Here is a 16,595-nt window from a genome sequence, read left to right as displayed (position 1 = left end):
ATATAATCTTTTCCTGTTCTAATCGAACTCCAAATTAGTAGATGCAGTGCGATACCGTAAATTAAATTCATTATAGCATAATGAATTACCAAAGTCATTATGAAAGAGAACACATCGAATCATAATTGTGGCAGGCAAAGTTTTAATTTTTGACTGCCACAATTTTAATATTCTATATATTACATTTTTTACTTATAGATAATATCGGCATATACAATTTCTCGTGCTCTTGCCTGTATCTCATTCATTCGACCAACCCACAACATCGGGTTTTCTACTTTAAGTTGTTCGGTCACGCCCTCCTTGTCAGCCATTTGCTCAACCAATCGAAACATCATTTCCGTTGCTTGTTCGTCAATGTCGGCAAGGTAATTATTCAATTTGCCGCTTGTGAGCAGCGAAATATAAACCGTCCGTTTATGTTCCTGTAAGTAGTGTTTGTGTCGCTGCCCCCACAAACTGATAGGTTTGTTTTCTTTTTCGGCTGGTAAAGTAAGGCAAGGAATATAATAATCCCCCTGCAACTCATACCATAAACCATTGCTTGCATCATAAATATACTTGTCCATTAAAAAATCCTCCGTTATAATATATTCGCACATATGTCACAGTTCTCCGATTGCCACACTCTGTTATATCTTGTTATCAGATTTTCTTGCCCTTGAATTTGCCCTTATGAGCAATCAGGGAAAGAGTAAACTTGTGTGAAATCATATAAAGAGATAAGGCGAACACATTGCGATAAATCCTTTATTTTCAAGGCTTTTGGAGGATTTTATTGATAACCTACGGAGAGCAATAATCACTCATAATTTTATGGTTTTCAAATTCCAATTTAACGGATCAGGTTCCCGCTGCCTGTGGCTGTCTGAAGATGGATCGCAGATCATAGTCAATGCTCATTCCGGCGGTGTGGATACATGCACAGATGGAGCGGTCTGCGCAAACTGCGGGGCTGTTTACGGAGAACCGGCCGGGCATCAATGGGGAGAGCCGGAATGGACATGGGCAGAGGACCACAGCAGTGCCGGCGTAAAGTTTATCTGCCAGAACGACAACAGCCATATTGAAACCGTTGAGGCAGAGATCAGTATCAGTACGACAGAAGAAGACTGTACGCATGACGGAGAGTCAGTGTACACAGCAGAAGCAGTCTTTAATAAAGAAACCTATACGGATGTATGGAAGAAGACGATCCCCATGAATGGGCATTCGCCCGGAGAAGAGTGGAAGTCTGACGGTACAGCGCACTGGAAAGAGTGTGAGGAGTGCGGAGAACGTCTGGAAGAAGCTTCCCATACATTTGAATGGGTGACAGATAAAGAAGCCACGGAAACTGAGGCGGGTTCCCAGCATGAAGAATGCAGCGTCTGCGGCTATAAAAAAGCGGCAGTTGAGATCCCGGCGACAGGATCTTCGGATGCAGGCGATGCGGGACAGCGGGAGCTGTTATCTGTAAAAGAAGATCAAAATAAATAACAGAGGATTTCGGATATAAGAATACCGGCCTTCGGACTTTTCGAAGGCCGGTATTTTCTGCGCGTATTTTTCCGCGCTGGAAAACAAAAGATAATTTTGTACCAGATCATCCTTATATGTGATAAAATAGGCGGGTAAGCAAAAAATACGGAGAAAGCAGGATGAAATATGAGATCGCTCCTTATCTATCTGAAGGATTATAAAAAAGAAACCATACTGGCGCCTCTCTTTAAGATGCTGGAGGCGTCTTTTGAACTTTTCGTGCCGCTTGTGATGGCAGCTGTCATTGACGTGGGGATCGCCGGCCGGGACAAACCTTACATCGTAAAGATGTGCCTGGTGCTCATTGCCCTCGGCATCATCGGACTTGTCTGTTCGATCACTGCGCAGTATTTTTCAGCAAAGGCAGCAGCAGGCTTTGGCACGGGGGTGAGGCACGCCCTTTTTAAGCACATCCAGAGCTTTACGTTTACTGAGATGGACACGGTAGGGAGTTCCACGCTGATCACCAGGATGACCAGCGATATCAACCAGGCGCAGTCAGGCGTAAACCTTGTGCTCCGCCTGTTTCTCCGCTCTCCGTTCATCGTATTCGGGGCGATGGTCATGGCGTTTACTGTGGATGTGAAAGCAGCGCTGATCTTCGTGGTCGTGATCCCGCTTTTGTCGGTCATTGTGTTCGGCATTATGCTCATAACCATGCCTCTCTACAGGAAGGTGCAGTCCAACCTGGACAGTGTGCTCCTCACTACGAGGGAGAATCTCGCAGGCGCGCGTGTGATCCGGGCGTTCAATAAGGAACCGGATGAGAGGAAACGGTTTGAGAGAGAGAATCAGGCTCTGACCGACGCCCAGAAATTTGTGGGACGTATCTCAGGGCTGATGAATCCTCTGACCTATATTATCGTAAACGGCGGCATCATCGCCCTGATCTATGCCGGAGCCCTGAGGGTACAGGCGGGGGACCTGACTCAGGGCGAAGTCGTGGCGCTGATCAACTATATGAGCCAGATCCTCGTAGAACTTGTGAAACTGGCAAACCTTATTATCACTGTCACGAAGGCTGTGGCGTGCGGCAACCGTATCGAGAATGTGCTGAAGATTACGCCGGAAATGGAAAACGGGAAAAAACAGTGCGATCCTGTCCGTAGTTCCGGCGGGGAAGGCTCGTGCCCTGCGGTGGAATTTTCACATGTGTCTCTTACTTATAAGGATGCGGCGGCTGAATCTTTGACAGACCTTACTTTCCGGGTGGAGAGAGGGCAGACGGTGGGGATCATCGGAGGGACAGGCTCAGGGAAATCTTCCCTGGTGAACCTGATCCCCAGGTTTTATGACGCAACCGCAGGTCAGGTGAAGGTATTCGGAGAAGAGATCAAAGAGTATGATGTGGAGAGTCTCAGAAGCCGTATCGGAGTGGTCCTGCAGAAGGCGGTCCTCTTCAAAGGGACGATCGAGGAAAACCTCAGGTGGGGCAATGAAAATGCCACGGAAGAGGAGCTGGAAGAGGCGTTAAAGATATCCCAGGCAAAAGAGTTCGTTGATACAAAGCCGGGAGGGATGGGGTTCCGCATCGAACAGGGCGGACGGAACCTGTCGGGAGGCCAGAAGCAGAGGCTGACGATCGCCAGGGCCCTGGTGCGCAGGCCGGATATCCTGATCCTGGACGACAGTGCATCCGCGCTGGATTTTGCGACAGATGCAGCGCTTCGGAGCGCAATCCGGGGGATGGGGGATGAGCTCACTGTATTTATCGTGTCCCAGAGAGCCGCGTCCATTCAGTATGCGGACCTCATCCTCGTGTTGGAGGATGGGAAGATAGCAGGTACAGGGACTCACGCAGAGCTGCTCGATACCTGCCCGGCATATCAGGAGATTTATTATTCACAGTTCCCGAAGGAGGTGGCGTCCAATGGCTGAAAAGAAAACGGATAAGAAGAGAAGCCAGTCAGACACATTGCGCAAAGTGTTCCGCTGTCTCGGAAAGTACAGGATCTTTGTCGTGTTTTCAATCCTGCTGGCAGCGGTTTCCGTGGCGCTTACCCTCTATATCCCCAAACTGACAGGATATGCAGTGGACCACATCGTCGGTCCGGGGCAGGTGGACCTCCCGGGGGCGTTGAAAGTGTTGCTGCAGATCGGGGTATGTACGCTGGTCACCGCTCTCGCGCAGTGGCTGATGAATGTGTGCAACAATAAGATGACATACCAGGTAGTACAGGATATCCGGAATGAGGCGTTCCGGAAGATTGAGATACTTCCTCTCAGGTATATTGACGGCCATCCCTACGGGGAAGTCGTGAGCCGGGTGATCGCGGATGTGGATCAGTTCGCGGACGGGCTGCTCATGGGATTTACACAGCTTTTTACAGGGATCGCTACGATCATAGGTACGTTCGGGTTTATGCTGTCTGTCAATGTAAAGATCACATTTGTGGTGGTCCTGATCACCCCGGTGTCTTTCTTTGTGGCAAATTTTATCGCAAAGAGGACATTTACCATGTTCCGGCAGCAGTCTGAGATCCGAGGGGAGCAGACCGGGCTGATCGATGAGATGATCGGTAGCCAGAAGGTCGTCCAGGCGTTCGGCAGGGGCGAGAAGGTCACAGAGGAGTTTGACCGGGTGAACGAGAAGCTGGGGAAAGCTTACCTGCGGGCAACGTTTTTCTCATCCATCACCAACCCTGCCACCAGGTTTGTAAACAGCCTGGTGTATACGGGTGTCGGCATCACAGGCGCGTTTGCCGTGGTCAACGGCTCCCTCACTGTGGGACAGCTTTCCAGCTTTTTAAGTTATGCAAATCAGTATACAAAGCCGTTTAACGAGATCTCCGGCGTGGTGACGGAGTTCCAGAATGCCGTGGCATGCGCCCAGAGGATCTTTGACCTGATCGAAGAAGAGCCGCAGAAGCCGGAGGCGCCTGACGCGGCGGAGCTGAAAGATGTCCGGGGAAATGTAAAGGTACAGGATGTGTCATTTTCCTATGTATCGGAGCAGAGGCTGATCCGGGATTTTAATCTGGAAGTGAAGCCGGGGCAGAGGATCGCCATCGTGGGACCGACAGGCTGCGGGAAGACGACACTGATCAATCTGCTCATGAGATTTTATGATGTAGACACGGGGAGCATTAAGGTGGAGGGGATCGATATCCGGGACCTGACACGCCGGAGCCTGCGGGCAGGGTACGGCATGGTACTCCAGGATACATGGCTTAAGACTGGGACGATCCGGGATAATATCACCATGGGCCGGCCGGACGCCACTGAGGAAGAGGTCATCGCAGCGGCAAAGGCTTCCCATATCCACAGCTTTATCAGAAGGCTGCCAAAGGGCTATGATACGTGGATCACAGAGGACGGGGGCGGGCTGTCCCAGGGACAGAAGCAGCTGCTCTGCATCGCGAGAGTCATGCTGTGCCGGCCGCCTATGCTGATACTGGACGAAGCGACCTCATCCATCGATACAAGGACAGAGCTTAAGATCCAGGCAGCGTTCGCAGAGCTGATGGAAGGAAGGACCACATTTATCGTAGCGCACAGGCTGTCCACGATCCGGGAGGCGGATGTGATCCTTGTGATGAAAGACGGGCAGGTCATCGAGCAGGGAGACCACGAGAGCCTGCTTGCAGAAGGTGGTTTTTATAAGCATCTGTACGAGAGTCAGTGGAGCCAGGCAGCGGGATAGAAGTGGAGATAATGCAGAAAGAAACAGGAGACAGAAATACAGCAGGACAGTCGCAGGATGGGGCAGCAGAAGGAGGCAGCAGGATATGGAAAAACTGAGCACACTGTGCTATATAGAAAGGGATGGGCAGTATCTGATGCTGCACCGGACTGTGAAGGAAAACGATGTGAACAGGGATAAATGGATCGGCGTGGGAGGGCATTTCGAACACGGGGAAAGCCCGGAAGAATGTCTCCTGCGGGAGGTCAGGGAGGAGACGGGATACACGCTGACTTCCTGGAAATATCGTGGGATCGTGACATTCGTATACGGTGAGGACATAGTAGAGTATATGTCGCTGTACACGGCGGACGGATTCACGGGCACTCCCATACCATGCGATGAAGGGGAACTGGAATGGGTAGATAAGGACAGGATCTTCTCCCTTGAATTATGGGAGGGGGATAAAATCTTTTTCAGGCTTCTCGACGAGGGAAGAGAATTTTTCTCATTGAAGCTCGTGTATGATACTGAGGATGTCCTTCAGTATGCGGCACTTGACGGCGTGCCCCTGGAGCTTTGAGCAGCTGTGGTGCGGGTGGCCGGACGGGAAACAGAATAAGAAAAACAGAGAAGATGGGCAGAGAAGACAAGCAGACAGAAAGGAAATGACAGGTATGAAATACGCAGTGGTCTATGACAGTCCTACGGGAAATACGAAGATACTGGCAGAGGAGATAAAAAGCTGCATGGACGGGCAGAATGGAAGTACAGAGGAATGTCTGTATTTCGGGGAGCCTGTCCCGGATGAAGGATTTATGGAAAAGCTGTCAGAGGCAGAGATGATCTTTGCAGGATTCTGGACAGATAAAGGGGACAGCGGAGCAAAATTGGCGGGATTTCTGGAATCCCTCCACAGCAGCAGAGTCTTCCTGTTCGGCACAGCTGGCTTCGGGGGCTCAGAGGAGTATTTCAGCCGGATCCTGGAGAGAGTAGTGTCACATCTGCCATCAGACAATACAGTGGCAGGGAGATACATGTGCCAGGGGAAGATGCCGATGACTGTGAGAAAGAGGTATGAGGCGATGCTGGAGCAGGATCCGGAAGATAAGAGGATGAAGGCGATGATCGATAATTTCGACCGGGCCCTTTCGCACCCGGACAGCGCTGATCTGGAAAAGCTCAGGAGCATACTGTCTGCGCTGTAAGCATCCTTCTTCTAAAATGTATGATAAAAATAAATGTATGCTCAGAATAAGGCGGATAAAAAAATCCCGGCTGCAGGTGCTTCGCAGCCGGGATTTCTTATCCGCTGTTATTTATCATGAGTGAAGGGGATCATGGGAGAAGAAATGCATACATAACGATAAAGTGGCATGCGCTTCCGCCCATGACGAACAAGTGGAAGATCTCGTGGCTCCCGAAATTTTTGTGTTTATTGTTAAAGAGCGGCAGCTTCAGCGCATAGATCACGCCGCCCACAGTGTAGATGATGCCGCCGGCCAGGAGCCAGCCGAACGCTGCAGGGGACATGTTGTTGAGTATCTGCGTGAAAGCCAGTACGCAGGTCCAGCCCATCCCGATATAAAGTACAGAGGATACCCATTTCGGACAGTAGACCCAGAATGCCTTGATCAGGATGCCTGCGATCGCGATCGCCCACACAATGGACAGGAGGATGATCCCGGTCTTTCCTTTCAGGACGATGAGGCAGACAGGGGTATAGCTGCCGGCGATGAGCACGGAGATCATCATATGGTCGATCTTTTTCAGGATAGTGTTTACTTTCGCAGAGATATCAAATGTATGATAAGTCGTACTTGCTGCGTATAATAAAATGAGGCTTGCCGCATAGATGGCCAGCGAGATGATGTAGATCCTGCTGGGTTCATGCGCCGCTTTTATCAGCAGCGGCACCGCGGCGAAGATCGCCATCAGCATGCCGATAAAATGTGTGATCGCGCTGCCGGGTTCTTTGATATGTCTTTTATGTTCCATGATATGCACCTCCATGATGTAATAGCAACAGGTGGTTTTAAAAACTATATTAAGTATATGCATATATTACATCAAGAATACATAAAAATCAATTAAAAAATTGCACAAAGAAAACCGGGCATTTCCCGGTTTTCTGTAAAAGTTTTATTTTTGGAGATTTGATCGGATCACTGTGCCGGTCTTTCCCTTCAGCGCATCTTTCACTTTGTCGAATGCAGTGATATAAGCGCAGCGGCCTTCCCTGCCGTCGACGAATTCTACGGCAGCGCGGAACTTCGGGAGCATATTGTAGATACCGAAATGTCCTTCTTCCATATATGCCCTGGCCTGGTCTGTAGTGAGTTCATCCAGAGGCTGCTCATTGTCCTGTCCGAGGTTGATGCATACTTTTTCCACGTTTGTCAGGATGATGAGCATATCCGCGTTGATGCCCTCCGCCAGTTTCCCGGCTGCCAGGTCTTTTTCAATGACCGCGCTGGCGCCTTTGAGGTGATTGTCCTGCTCCATGACAGGGATGCCTCCGCCGCCGGCAGCAACCACGATCTGATCGGCATCGAGAAGGGCATTGACAGCGTCAAGCTCTACGATCTTCACCGGGTTAGGAGCGGATACAACGCGGCGGAACCCTTTGCCCGCCTCCTCGATCACGTAGTTCCCTTTCTTACGCTCTTCATTCGCCTCCTGTGCGTTCATATATCTCCCCAGCACTTTGGTCGGCGTATAAAATGCCTCATCATAGGGATCCACGATCACCTGGGTCAGTATCGTGCTGACAGTGCGGTAGATCCCTCTGTTCAAAAGTTCCTCACGTATGCCGTTCTGCAGGTCATAACCGATATAACCCTGGCTCATTGCAGAGCAGACGGACATTGGCGCGGGCGTGTATTCGGGATGCGCCTTTGCAAATTCGTTCATGGCAGTGTGGATCATCCCCACCTGCGGTGCATTGCTGTGTGTGATCGCGACCTGATATCCTTCTTCGATAAGGTCTGCGATGCATTTTGCGCTGTGCTTTACAGCAATCTTCTGTTCCGGGAGCGTGGTCCCGAGAGCCCGGTGTCCCAGGGCTACGACAACTCTTTTTTTCATAGTATTCTCCATTTCCGCCGCCTGCTTTCGGACGGCATATTATTTACAGTGGCAGCCGGACCGCAGATGCCTGTCAGCTGCCTGTATCTGCGAAAAGATAACTTATAGAAAGTTTACTATTATTTGCGTTAAAAATCAATACCGGCGCGCATCAGTCCCAGGGCCCAGTCCCGGGGCATACCGGCAGCATAAGCCAGGCGGAGATTTCCGCGTTGTTTCAGCTGCGCAGGGGCGCGAAGACAGTGTCTGCGGCAAGCAGCAGGGTCAGGATGATACAGACTGCCCACCTTACGGGCCGTCCGGCCTTCTCGAACTGTTCGGCCCATTTTGGCGCGAGGAAATAGATGAACCCACAGCCGAGCAGTGCAAAGACGGCCGAACCGCCCGGATAGATCCGCCCGTTCAGGTTCAGTAAAAATCCGCTGTAATCCCGGAATGGGAAGCCGAGAAGAAGGTCGGACACTAAGTTTGAAGTATATTCCAGCAGGGAATATACTGCGAAACATACCGCAAATGCAAGCGCAGGCTTCTGGACTACCCGCTTCGTGAGTGCAAGGGAGAGTATGCCGAATAGCCCGTACAGCGGCACCCATGGCGCGAAAAACATAGTATCATTGTTAAATGTCCCGTTCTGGACCAGGTGTACAAGCATTTCCAGGAGCCATCCGAACAGAGAAAACGCATGGAAGAGGAAAAGCATAGTACACGCATCATATTTCCGCCCGGCTTTTAACGGGGAGCGGACAGCCCGCAGCGGCGGCTGGACAGAAAAAAGGAAGACCGGGTACTGTTCCGGGGCAAAGTAAGAAATCTTTGTATAGGGGCCTTTTGAGTCGTCATAAAGAGCCTTGCGGATCAGCAGTTCATCTTCAGAGGGCACATGCTCCAGACAGGAGTCATTCAGCCGCTCGTATCCCGGGGCGCGGGACAGCACGTAATTCCTGCGCAGGGAAAGGTAGAGCTCAGCTTTGCATGTGGCGATATAAGGATTTACGAATAAAAATTCGAGGAGTCCCAGCGTAAGGACGGAGAGGACGGTCCATCCGGCAAAAGACAGGTCCAGGAGGAACAGTCTCCATTTATTGTGCGCTGTGAGCTGTCTGGACAGGAAGAACGCATCCCGGCGGCTGATCTGCGGATTTTCAGCCAGGATGAAAGGGATCATGCTGTATTCATAGTGTTTGATGATACCGCCGACGATCGTCAGATCCCAGAGAGACTGAAAAAGGGTACGGCAGAACATGACCCATGCAGGCCTGCGCAGGCAGCGCAGCTTGAACAGAAAGAAGATCTTTGAGATCATGGTCCCCCTGTAGCTGTGGATTTCCATAAAAAAGCGCTTCTCACCGATCAGGAGAAGATTATTGATAAATATCTGGTATAAAAATGCGAGCAGGAGCCCGGCGGCAGTGAGGATCAGACCAATGCTGGCGCCCTCGCTGAGGAAAGCGTTGGCTGAGCGCAGGATATTAAAGAAAAGAGTGATATGGTTCGAAAACATATCGATCATGATCTGCCCGGCAGCGCTCACGATGCGGCCACCTATCCCGGGCAGGGACACGCCTTCAAAAAAGTGGCTGACTGTCTGGATGACAATTTCGGAGTTCGGCATGTCGAGGGCAAAGGCAGCGTCAGGCTCAGCTGTGACGGAGATATTCTGCAGAGATATAAATGTCGTTGAGACAGGGTAGGCTGTGGTGAGCATAGCGATGATAAAGCAGACGGAGACTGCTTTCCAATAATTCTGTTTCAGCAGTGTGCGCGCCTTTTTTTTCAGCTCAGTCCTCATCCACATATCGGTCCGCCTCCCGGGAAATCAATGATACTATATTATAATTTATCCAGAGGGGATTTGCAAGCAGGGCGAAATGCACGTGAGATCAGAAAATATACAGAGATGACATAAAAAAGGACCCTTTTTTAAAGGATCCTTTCTCTGGCAATGCGGAAGAGGAGACTTGAACTCCCACAGGATAAAACTCCCACTAGAACCTGAATCTAGCGCGTCTGCCATTCCGCCACTTCCGCTCGACAAATGGTATTCTACCATAAGAAGAACGGTTTGTAAACCCCTAATTTTTATTTGTATGTGTCAAGTAATCGTTGGCACTTTTTCTTATTTGTTGATGTCAGTTTATTTCTGCTATTTTCAGATAATTTTCCCTGGATTTTTTCCGCTCACCTTTCTTTCTTTTAACAGAAGGCTTTTTCAAAAGCTCTTCTTGATGCTGTCCGCATTGCATCCAGGAGTGGCATATGATGTGTGATGGCATCTATATACGGATTCCCTTTCCCGTCTTTCTTCGGTGCTTTCGCAGCACTCAGCGTTTTGACGATTTCCTCCATCTGCATCGTGAATATCAGTCCATCTGTATACCGTTCGATCGTATCGATCAGTTCCCTGTTCTCCTTCCGATACAGGGCTTTTGCCATGTTATTTGCCCCTTGTACGGACCATCTCATCCTCCGATGCTTCATCCGCATTGTGACCACCGTACAGTTCTGGTTCTCCTGCACTCCCATGTTTTTATATATGATCCCTTCTGGTGCGTCAGGCAACTCAATTCCCCTTTCCTGGTATGGAATCAGCCCCTCCCGGTTATTCCACAGATATTTGTATAATTCCCTTGCATTTTTGCTCCCCTTATCTTTCGGATCATCACTCTCTATGCTGTCTGCATAGACCTGGATATATTCCAGCATCTCCTCTACTTTCTTCTGCTCCAGGAGCTCTTTGATCCGTTCCTGAGCTTCTACATCCCGGATATTCTTTTTAATCTCCTTATAAATATGGAACCGATCCAGTTGGAAGATAACCTCCGGGTCATAGGCCTCTTTGATCCAGCTTCCTCCATCTCCGTTCAGGATACGCTGACCGATCTCATCTGCATCATAGATCTTTTCAATCAGTGCTTCCCGTTTTTGATGGAACTGACCGCTTTTCTCCATCCCCGCCAGCATCTTCTTGTTCACAAGGCTGCTCCTTTTCGGGTTATCCGAATCCCACCCTTCATACATCGTGAAAACCTTCATTTCCTGCTTCGGTGCCTTTCTATGCGTGGAATCCTGCATCCGCAGCCACACACCATCCATCTCCTCAAAAAGAATACCAACTGCTCTTTTCCCTTCCGCCAGATCTGCTTCCATCTGCTGTACCGCGTATTCCTCCTCTTCGCTGATCCGTTCTCCCAGCTGTTGGATCAGGTTCCAGACACCCCCATGGCTGATCGTCTGCCCGCAGGTATCACTTATTATATCTGCGCTGACACGATAAGGGGATTCTGTTACTGTAAGGGCAATCTTTTCTGCAAGGTTCGTAGAGATCAGCCCAATCTTCTCCATCTGCATCGCCTGATCCAGAAGATAGATGTGGGCGGTCCTTCCGTCCTCTTGTTCTGTCCGGTAAACTCTTCTGGAATAGGTCACTTCCCCATATACAGTTTTGATCGAGGTTTCCCGTTTGCCTTTGTTCCTGTAAGCCTTTTTATCTCTCTCTTTTGCCAGTTCGTCATCATAGTTTTCCAGAATGATCTGGGTGATCATCCTACCCAACTCGCAAACATAGGAAAAAACTTTCTGCTCCAGCACCTTGAAAGATACCATTTTTTCTTCTACAATAGATTTCATCATACAGTCTCCTTTACGTGTTTTGTTCGCAACTAACATCATAAAGAAAAACTGTATGATTGGGAAGTGGGGATTTTCTCTGCTTCCCTTTTTATTTAGGAATAATTCCTATTTTTGCCAATAATAATTATACACTAACTTTTTATTTTTTCGTAAGGTTGATTTCCGGCTGATCTAGTAACAGCACGGCCGTGATCCGCGCGTCAGTTCTGGTCCTGTATCCAAGATGATCTCCTGTTTATGGCAGTTTGTAGCAGGCCATTGCATATGGGAGAAAATATCCCTGCTCATGCCGGCACACAGGGCATACTTTCGGCGCAGCCTGACCTTCATGTATATAGCCGCAGTTCGTACACATCCACCTGGATACCTGTTCAGAATGATAATACATATTTGATCCCAGCATGTCCGCCAGTGCGCCGAACCGTTTTTCATGGACATGTTCGATCTCAGCGATCTGATAGAAGGCGGACGCGGCTTCTAAAAACCCTTCCTCCTTTGCGGTATCTCCGAACGCCTGGTATACATCGGCGTACTCTTCGTGTTCATTGTGTTCCGCAGCCCGCAGCAGCTCCGGAAGCGTATCCTGCTGGTCGATCGGATAAGAGCCATCAATGTGCACGGTCTCCCCGGAAAGGTCTTTTAAAAGACTGTAAAACCTCTCGGCATGGGCGCGCTCCTGGTCTGCGGTATAGCGGAATACATCAGCGATCGTGAGCATCCCACCCTCTTCGGCACGCTCCGCCGCGATCGTATAGCGGTTGCGGGCCTGGCTCTCTCCTGCGAAGGCACGCATCAGGTTTTCTTTTGTCCTGCTTTCAGAAAAATTAACAGACATGTCAGAACCTCCTAGTATGATAATGGTGTAGTCAATAATGACTACGGGTTAATAGTTACAAAGTCTAAATGAATAACTGAAGGAGGGATTCTCTCTCCATCAGAAGTTATTGTTCCTTACCGTGTCTGAGGCTTCCATGATGCATCAGATCAGATCATGAGGTATAATCACTGAGGCAGGGCGATTGACGACGCCTCCTTGGGACCCGGCCTCCCGCCGGGGAAACCTCTTAGAAAGTCTGTCTGTCCATTCGGTGGTGATTTATGGTTTGGCTGGTTGGGAAGCCTCAGGCTATACCTGTATAAGCCGCTAGGTTGTGTATCCACCTTTTGGAAATGGATGCCTGCCGGAAAGGATGTTTACTATGCATTACAAAAGATTACTTACATTGATTGACAGCGTTTCTTCTTACCTCTCTGTCGGCCTTGATGTTGGCGCTGATTTTACCTGGATGTCTATTGCCCTCCCTAACGGTTCTTTTATCGGGAAGCCCTTTAAGATCGTCCATTCTGATCCAAGGTCCAGAGACCTTGCTGTCGCAAAAATAAAAGAAGCACAAGAAACGTATTCTCTCAAAAGCCGCTGCTTCCTTGAGTCTACCGGGATCTACCACATCCCGCTCCTGTGCTTCCTTCGTGATAAGGGGTTTGACTGCTCAGTCATTAATCCTATCATCACTAAGAATAGCACAAATATCAACATAAGGAAACTGCATAATGATAAATTCGACTCGAAAAAGGCTGCCCTTGTCGGCCTGAACGTTTCTCTTAAGACTTCCATCATTCCGGATGATTCCGTTGTCGATCTGAGGAACCTGGTCCGTGATTACTATTATTTCAAGGACCTCCAGTCTGCTGTCGCCCTCAAACTTACTGCGGAACTGAAAGTGTCTTTCCCCGCTTATGCGAAAGTCTTCAGCAAAGTCACCACACAGTCTTCCTTAAAGCTGCTAAGCTCTTATCCTCTTGCTGAAGACATGCTTGCCGCTTCTAAAGACGATATCGTGAAGATCATCCGCAGCACAGCACGTTTTGGCGAAGCTTATGCCCTGCGTAAGTATGACACCATCATTGCTGCCGCACAGGATGCTGCTGTTTTCGGAAGGGCGCTTCCAAGCAATGCTGTCCGCATTCGCCTTTATATCGATACTTACCAGGAATACCAGAAGCATCTGGACGCACTCCTGAAGGCGCTCCACGAGACGGTCGACCGGCTGCAGGATACTTTGATCTACGACCAGATCTGCCTTCTGCAGTCCCTGCGCGGGATCGGTTTCTTAAGCGCAATCGTCCTGATTGCGGAGATGGGCGATTTTAAACTTTTTTCTTCCCCGAAAAAGCTTTATGCTTACTTTGGGCTTGATCCTGCCGTCAAACAGTCTGGGAAACTCAATGGCGATAAAGTCCATATGTCCAAACGTGGCTCCAGCCTTGCCAGACGGGTCCTTCACATGGTCGCGCTCAATAACGTAAAAGTTGATAAGGGAAGCGGCACGCCTGTGAATCCTGTGGTTTACGACTATTACACCCGGAAGTGTTCCGGCAAGAAAAAGACGGTAGCAATGGGCGCTGTCATGCATAAAATCTGCAACATCATTTTTGCCATGCTTCGGGATAACAAACCCTTCGAGGTCATCACTCCGGAGGAGCACTGCAGGCGCTTTGCCGCAGAGCATCCAGATAAGATACGAAAAGCCGCATAATCAGCACGGCATTCTCAATATTTAGTTTGCGACCAATCCAATATATCGGAATGGTCTGTTAAGGTTACCATTTTTTGCGCTATTGTAAAAAATTAATTTTTTTCATATCACCTCTTGACATTTCTTAGCTGGACTTTTTTATTAAGTAGTATGCTGTCAAAATCCGAAAATATACCAGGATTTTTCCAACTCATTTATTTTGTTGATAAAACCGGGACAGTGTATTACATTATATATAGTTCGGATCATCAGAAGGACCGGCAGTGGAGACAGGCCGGCCAGGAAATAGAGGAGGAAAAACACATGATCACAGTAAATGCAATGGGCGATATCTGCCCGATCCCTGTCGTTAAGACAAAGAAAGCGATGGACGCGCTGACCGGACCGGAGCAGATCGAAGTCCTGGTGGACAATGAGACCGCGGTGCGCAATGTCATGAAGCTGGCGAAAAGCTCCGGCGCCCGGGCGGAACAGGAACAGCTCGCCCAGAGAGAGTACCGGGTGCTGATCACAGTGGGAGAAAACGCAGGGAAGCACAGCGCGCCGGCAGCATCGGATGGGAAGACAGCGGCGGACGGGAAAGCAGCGTCGGACGGGAATGCGGGCGCGGACGGCGGCAACGCAGCAGATCCGGCAGCGGCGGCAGGTGTCCAGGGAGCGCCGGGCTGCGCTTCCTGCATCGGCACAGTGGCTGCCATCGGCTCTGACCGGATGGGAGAGGGCAGCGATGAGCTGGGCCATATCCTGATGAAGAGCTTTCTCTTCGCGGTCACACAGCTCGATACGCTGCCGGATAAGATGCTTTTTTACAATGGGGGCGCAAAGCTGACTGTCGAGGGCTCAGAGTGTCTGGCCGACCTGAAAGCCCTGGAAGAGCAGGGCGTGGAGATCATGACCTGCGGGACGTGCCTGGATTTCTATGGGCTCAAGGATAAGCTGGCGGTCGGAAGTGTGACGAATATGTACAGCATCGTAGAAACGCTCCAGGGAGCGATGAGCGTGATCCGTCCGTAGAGAGAGGAGGAACAGATATGAGCGGAAAATCTCCTCGATCAGGAAAACTTGCTCAGCCGGGAAATGTCCGGCTGACACAATTTGTGAAGCACGGGGGATGTGCGGCAAAGATCGGTCCGGACACTTTATCCCGGGTGCTGGAGCGGCTGCCGAAGTTCAGTGACCCGTCCCTGCTTGTGGGATTTGAGACATCGGACGATGCGGCGGTCTATAAAGTAACGGAAGATACGGCGGTGATACAGACGCTGGACTTTTTCCCGCCGGTGGTAGATGATCCGTATACATTCGGCCAGGTGGCGGCGGCCAATGCGCTCAGCGATGTCTACGCCATGGGCGGAGAGCCGAAGATCGCCCTGAATATCGTGGAATTCCCGGGGGAGCTGGACCCGGATATCCTGGGGGAGATCCTCCGGGGCGGCGCGGATAAAGTGCGCGAGGCGGGGGCTGTGCTCGTAGGCGGGCATTCGATCCAGGACGATGTGCCGAAATACGGACTGGCAGTCACAGGATTTGTCCACCCGGATCAGATCTATAAGAATTACGGCTGCCGGGAAGGCGATGTGCTGATCCTGACGAAGCAGCTCGGGAGCGGCATCGTGAATACAGCGGTAAAGGCGCAGCTTGCGTCTGAGCAGTCTGCCCGGGAAGTGATCCGGGTCATGACTTCACTGAACAAAAAGGCAAAAGAGACGGCGCGGAAATTCACGGTCCATGCGTGTACGGATGTGACCGGATTCGGGCTGCTCGGCCACTGCTCCGAGATGGCGGAGGCCAGCGGCGCTGTGATTCAGATTAATGTGGAAGATGTGGCTTACATGCACGGAGTGAAAGAATACGCACAGATGGGGCTGATCCCGGGCGGGGCGTACCGGAACCGGAAGCATGTGGCGCCGATGCTGGATACGGGCGATCTGGAAGTGAGCGGTCCGGATGCGGGGAACCCGGGATCAGACGGCATAGATGCAGGTAGCACAGATGCAGGTGGCCCGGATGAGATGTGGCTGGATCTTCTCTGTGATCCCCAGACTTCGGGCGGGCTCCTTCTCGCCGTGCCGGAAGAAGAGGCAGAGAGCATGCTGGAGGAATTCGACCGGGCCGGTATGGAGACAAAGGTTTCCGTTGTCGGCAGGGTAGTAAAGAGCGGGTGTGAGAGCGGCAGGATCTGCCTGGGAAAGGGTAAATGA

14 protein-coding genes and 1 tRNA gene are annotated in these 16,595 nt (G+C 50.5%); 8 read left to right on the top strand and 7 right to left on the bottom strand.

The annotated features are described in order from the left end of the window. Nucleotides 1-188: 188 nt before the first annotated feature. On the bottom strand, nucleotides 189-569 hold the full coding sequence (locus B5G27_RS10535) for a TnpV protein (protein ID WP_087178933.1): 381 nt from the start codon (nucleotides 567-569) through the stop codon (nucleotides 189-191). 343 nt (nucleotides 570-912) lie between these two features. Here B5G27_RS10535 and B5G27_RS16445 point away from each other — a divergent pair, with 343 nt between their 5' ends. The 5 genes from B5G27_RS16445 (at nucleotide 913) to bilS (ending at nucleotide 6,351) form a co-directional block, all read left to right on the top strand. Continuing rightward, nucleotides 913-1,479: a hypothetical protein gene (locus B5G27_RS16445; protein WP_242958291.1), complete on the top strand. Its 567-nt coding sequence runs from the start codon at nucleotides 913-915 to the stop codon at nucleotides 1,477-1,479. Between the two features lie 168 nt (nucleotides 1,480-1,647). Next, a complete protein-coding gene (locus tag B5G27_RS10525; protein WP_087178834.1) occupies nucleotides 1,648-3,399 on the top strand; it encodes an ABC transporter ATP-binding protein in 1,752 nt (583 codons plus the stop codon). Continuing rightward, the gene (locus B5G27_RS10520) at nucleotides 3,392-5,164 is read left to right on the top strand and encodes an ABC transporter ATP-binding protein (protein ID WP_087178833.1); all 1,773 of its coding nucleotides are present in this window, start codon (nucleotides 3,392-3,394) and stop codon (nucleotides 5,162-5,164) included. The genes B5G27_RS10525 and B5G27_RS10520 overlap by 8 nt, the downstream gene beginning before the upstream one ends. Nucleotides 5,165-5,249: 85 nt before the next feature. Then, the gene (locus B5G27_RS10515) at nucleotides 5,250-5,726 is read left to right on the top strand and encodes an NUDIX hydrolase (RefSeq protein WP_087178832.1); all 477 of its coding nucleotides are present in this window, start codon (nucleotides 5,250-5,252) and stop codon (nucleotides 5,724-5,726) included. After that, nucleotides 5,692-6,351, top strand: coding sequence for a flavodoxin family protein BilS (bilS, locus tag B5G27_RS10510; RefSeq protein WP_330399051.1), 660 nt, complete (start codon nucleotides 5,692-5,694; stop codon nucleotides 6,349-6,351). Before B5G27_RS10515 ends, bilS begins: the two co-directional genes overlap by 35 nt. A gap of 130 nt (nucleotides 6,352-6,481) precedes the next feature. On the opposite strand, the gene trhA is transcribed toward bilS, so the two are convergent. The 6 genes from trhA to rbr form a co-directional block, all read right to left on the bottom strand. Beyond that, a complete protein-coding gene (trhA, locus tag B5G27_RS10505; RefSeq protein WP_087178831.1) occupies nucleotides 6,482-7,141 on the bottom strand; it encodes a PAQR family membrane homeostasis protein TrhA in 660 nt (219 codons plus the stop codon). Between the two features lie 144 nt (nucleotides 7,142-7,285). Further along, entirely contained in the window at nucleotides 7,286-8,230 is a 945-nt protein-coding gene (gene arcC, locus B5G27_RS10500; RefSeq protein ID WP_087178931.1) for a carbamate kinase, read from the bottom strand. 217 nt (nucleotides 8,231-8,447) lie between these two features. Next, nucleotides 8,448-10,025: a DUF975 family protein gene (locus B5G27_RS10495; RefSeq protein WP_087178830.1), complete on the bottom strand. Its 1,578-nt coding sequence runs from the start codon at nucleotides 10,023-10,025 to the stop codon at nucleotides 8,448-8,450. A gap of 148 nt (nucleotides 10,026-10,173) precedes the next feature. Continuing rightward, a tRNA-Leu gene (locus tag B5G27_RS10490) sits at nucleotides 10,174-10,258 on the bottom strand. Nucleotides 10,259-10,423: 165 nt separating this feature from the next. Beyond that, nucleotides 10,424-11,860 carry an ISLre2 family transposase gene (locus tag B5G27_RS10485; protein ID WP_162611232.1) on the bottom strand — a complete coding sequence of 479 codons (1,437 nt, stop codon included), beginning with the start codon at nucleotides 11,858-11,860 and terminating at the stop codon, nucleotides 10,424-10,426. 235 nt (nucleotides 11,861-12,095) lie between these two features. Next, nucleotides 12,096-12,695: a rubrerythrin gene (gene rbr, locus B5G27_RS10480; RefSeq protein WP_087178828.1), complete on the bottom strand. Its 600-nt coding sequence runs from the start codon at nucleotides 12,693-12,695 to the stop codon at nucleotides 12,096-12,098. Nucleotides 12,696-13,059: 364 nt separating this feature from the next. On the opposite strand from rbr, the gene B5G27_RS10475 reads away from it, so the two are divergent. From B5G27_RS10475 to selD, 3 genes are all read left to right on the top strand, one after another. Further along, complete coding sequence (locus B5G27_RS10475) at nucleotides 13,060-14,397, top strand: IS110 family transposase (RefSeq protein ID WP_087178827.1); 1,338 nt, start codon at nucleotides 13,060-13,062, stop codon at nucleotides 14,395-14,397. Nucleotides 14,398-14,700: 303 nt separating this feature from the next. After that, the gene (gene yedF, locus B5G27_RS10470) at nucleotides 14,701-15,411 is read left to right on the top strand and encodes a sulfurtransferase-like selenium metabolism protein YedF (RefSeq protein WP_087178826.1); all 711 of its coding nucleotides are present in this window, start codon (nucleotides 14,701-14,703) and stop codon (nucleotides 15,409-15,411) included. 17 nt (nucleotides 15,412-15,428) lie between these two features. Then, the gene (gene selD / locus B5G27_RS10465; protein WP_087178825.1) at nucleotides 15,429-16,595 is read left to right on the top strand and encodes a selenide, water dikinase SelD; all 1,167 of its coding nucleotides are present in this window, start codon (nucleotides 15,429-15,431) and stop codon (nucleotides 16,593-16,595) included.

The sequence above is a fragment of the Lachnoclostridium sp. An76 genome (assembly GCF_002161355.1).
Taxonomy (GTDB): domain Bacteria; phylum Bacillota; class Clostridia; order Lachnospirales; family Lachnospiraceae; genus Mediterraneibacter; species Mediterraneibacter caccavium.
The sequence above is the reverse complement of the archived record's forward strand: the minus strand, read 5'-3'. Positions and strand labels throughout refer to the sequence as shown.

Bases quoted from the DNA above. Each gene is read 5' to 3' on its own strand.
- selD (WP_087178825.1), top strand. From the start codon at position 15,429: ATGAGCGGAAAATCTCCTCGATCAGGAAAACTTGCTCAGCCGGGAAAT.
- B5G27_RS10475 (WP_087178827.1), top strand. From the start codon at position 13,060: ATGCATTACAAAAGATTACTTACATTGATTGACAGCGTTTCTTCTTAC.
- rbr (WP_087178828.1), bottom strand. From the start codon at position 12,695: ATGTCTGTTAATTTTTCTGAAAGCAGGACAAAAGAAAACCTGATGCGT.
- B5G27_RS10495 (WP_087178830.1), bottom strand. From the start codon at position 10,025: ATGTGGATGAGGACTGAGCTGAAAAAAAAGGCGCGCACACTGCTGAAA.
- yedF (WP_087178826.1), top strand. From the start codon at position 14,701: ATGATCACAGTAAATGCAATGGGCGATATCTGCCCGATCCCTGTCGTT.
- trhA (WP_087178831.1), bottom strand. From the start codon at position 7,141: ATGGAACATAAAAGACATATCAAAGAACCCGGCAGCGCGATCACACAT.
- arcC (WP_087178931.1), bottom strand. From the start codon at position 8,230: ATGAAAAAAAGAGTTGTCGTAGCCCTGGGACACCGGGCTCTCGGGACC.
- B5G27_RS10525 (WP_087178834.1), top strand. From the start codon at position 1,648: ATGAGATCGCTCCTTATCTATCTGAAGGATTATAAAAAAGAAACCATA.
- B5G27_RS10515 (WP_087178832.1), top strand. From the start codon at position 5,250: ATGGAAAAACTGAGCACACTGTGCTATATAGAAAGGGATGGGCAGTAT.
- B5G27_RS10520 (WP_087178833.1), top strand. From the start codon at position 3,392: ATGGCTGAAAAGAAAACGGATAAGAAGAGAAGCCAGTCAGACACATTG.
- bilS (WP_330399051.1), top strand. From the start codon at position 5,692: ATGCGGCACTTGACGGCGTGCCCCTGGAGCTTTGAGCAGCTGTGGTGC.
- B5G27_RS10535 (WP_087178933.1), bottom strand. From the start codon at position 569: ATGGACAAGTATATTTATGATGCAAGCAATGGTTTATGGTATGAGTTG.
- B5G27_RS10485 (WP_162611232.1), bottom strand. From the start codon at position 11,860: ATGATGAAATCTATTGTAGAAGAAAAAATGGTATCTTTCAAGGTGCTG.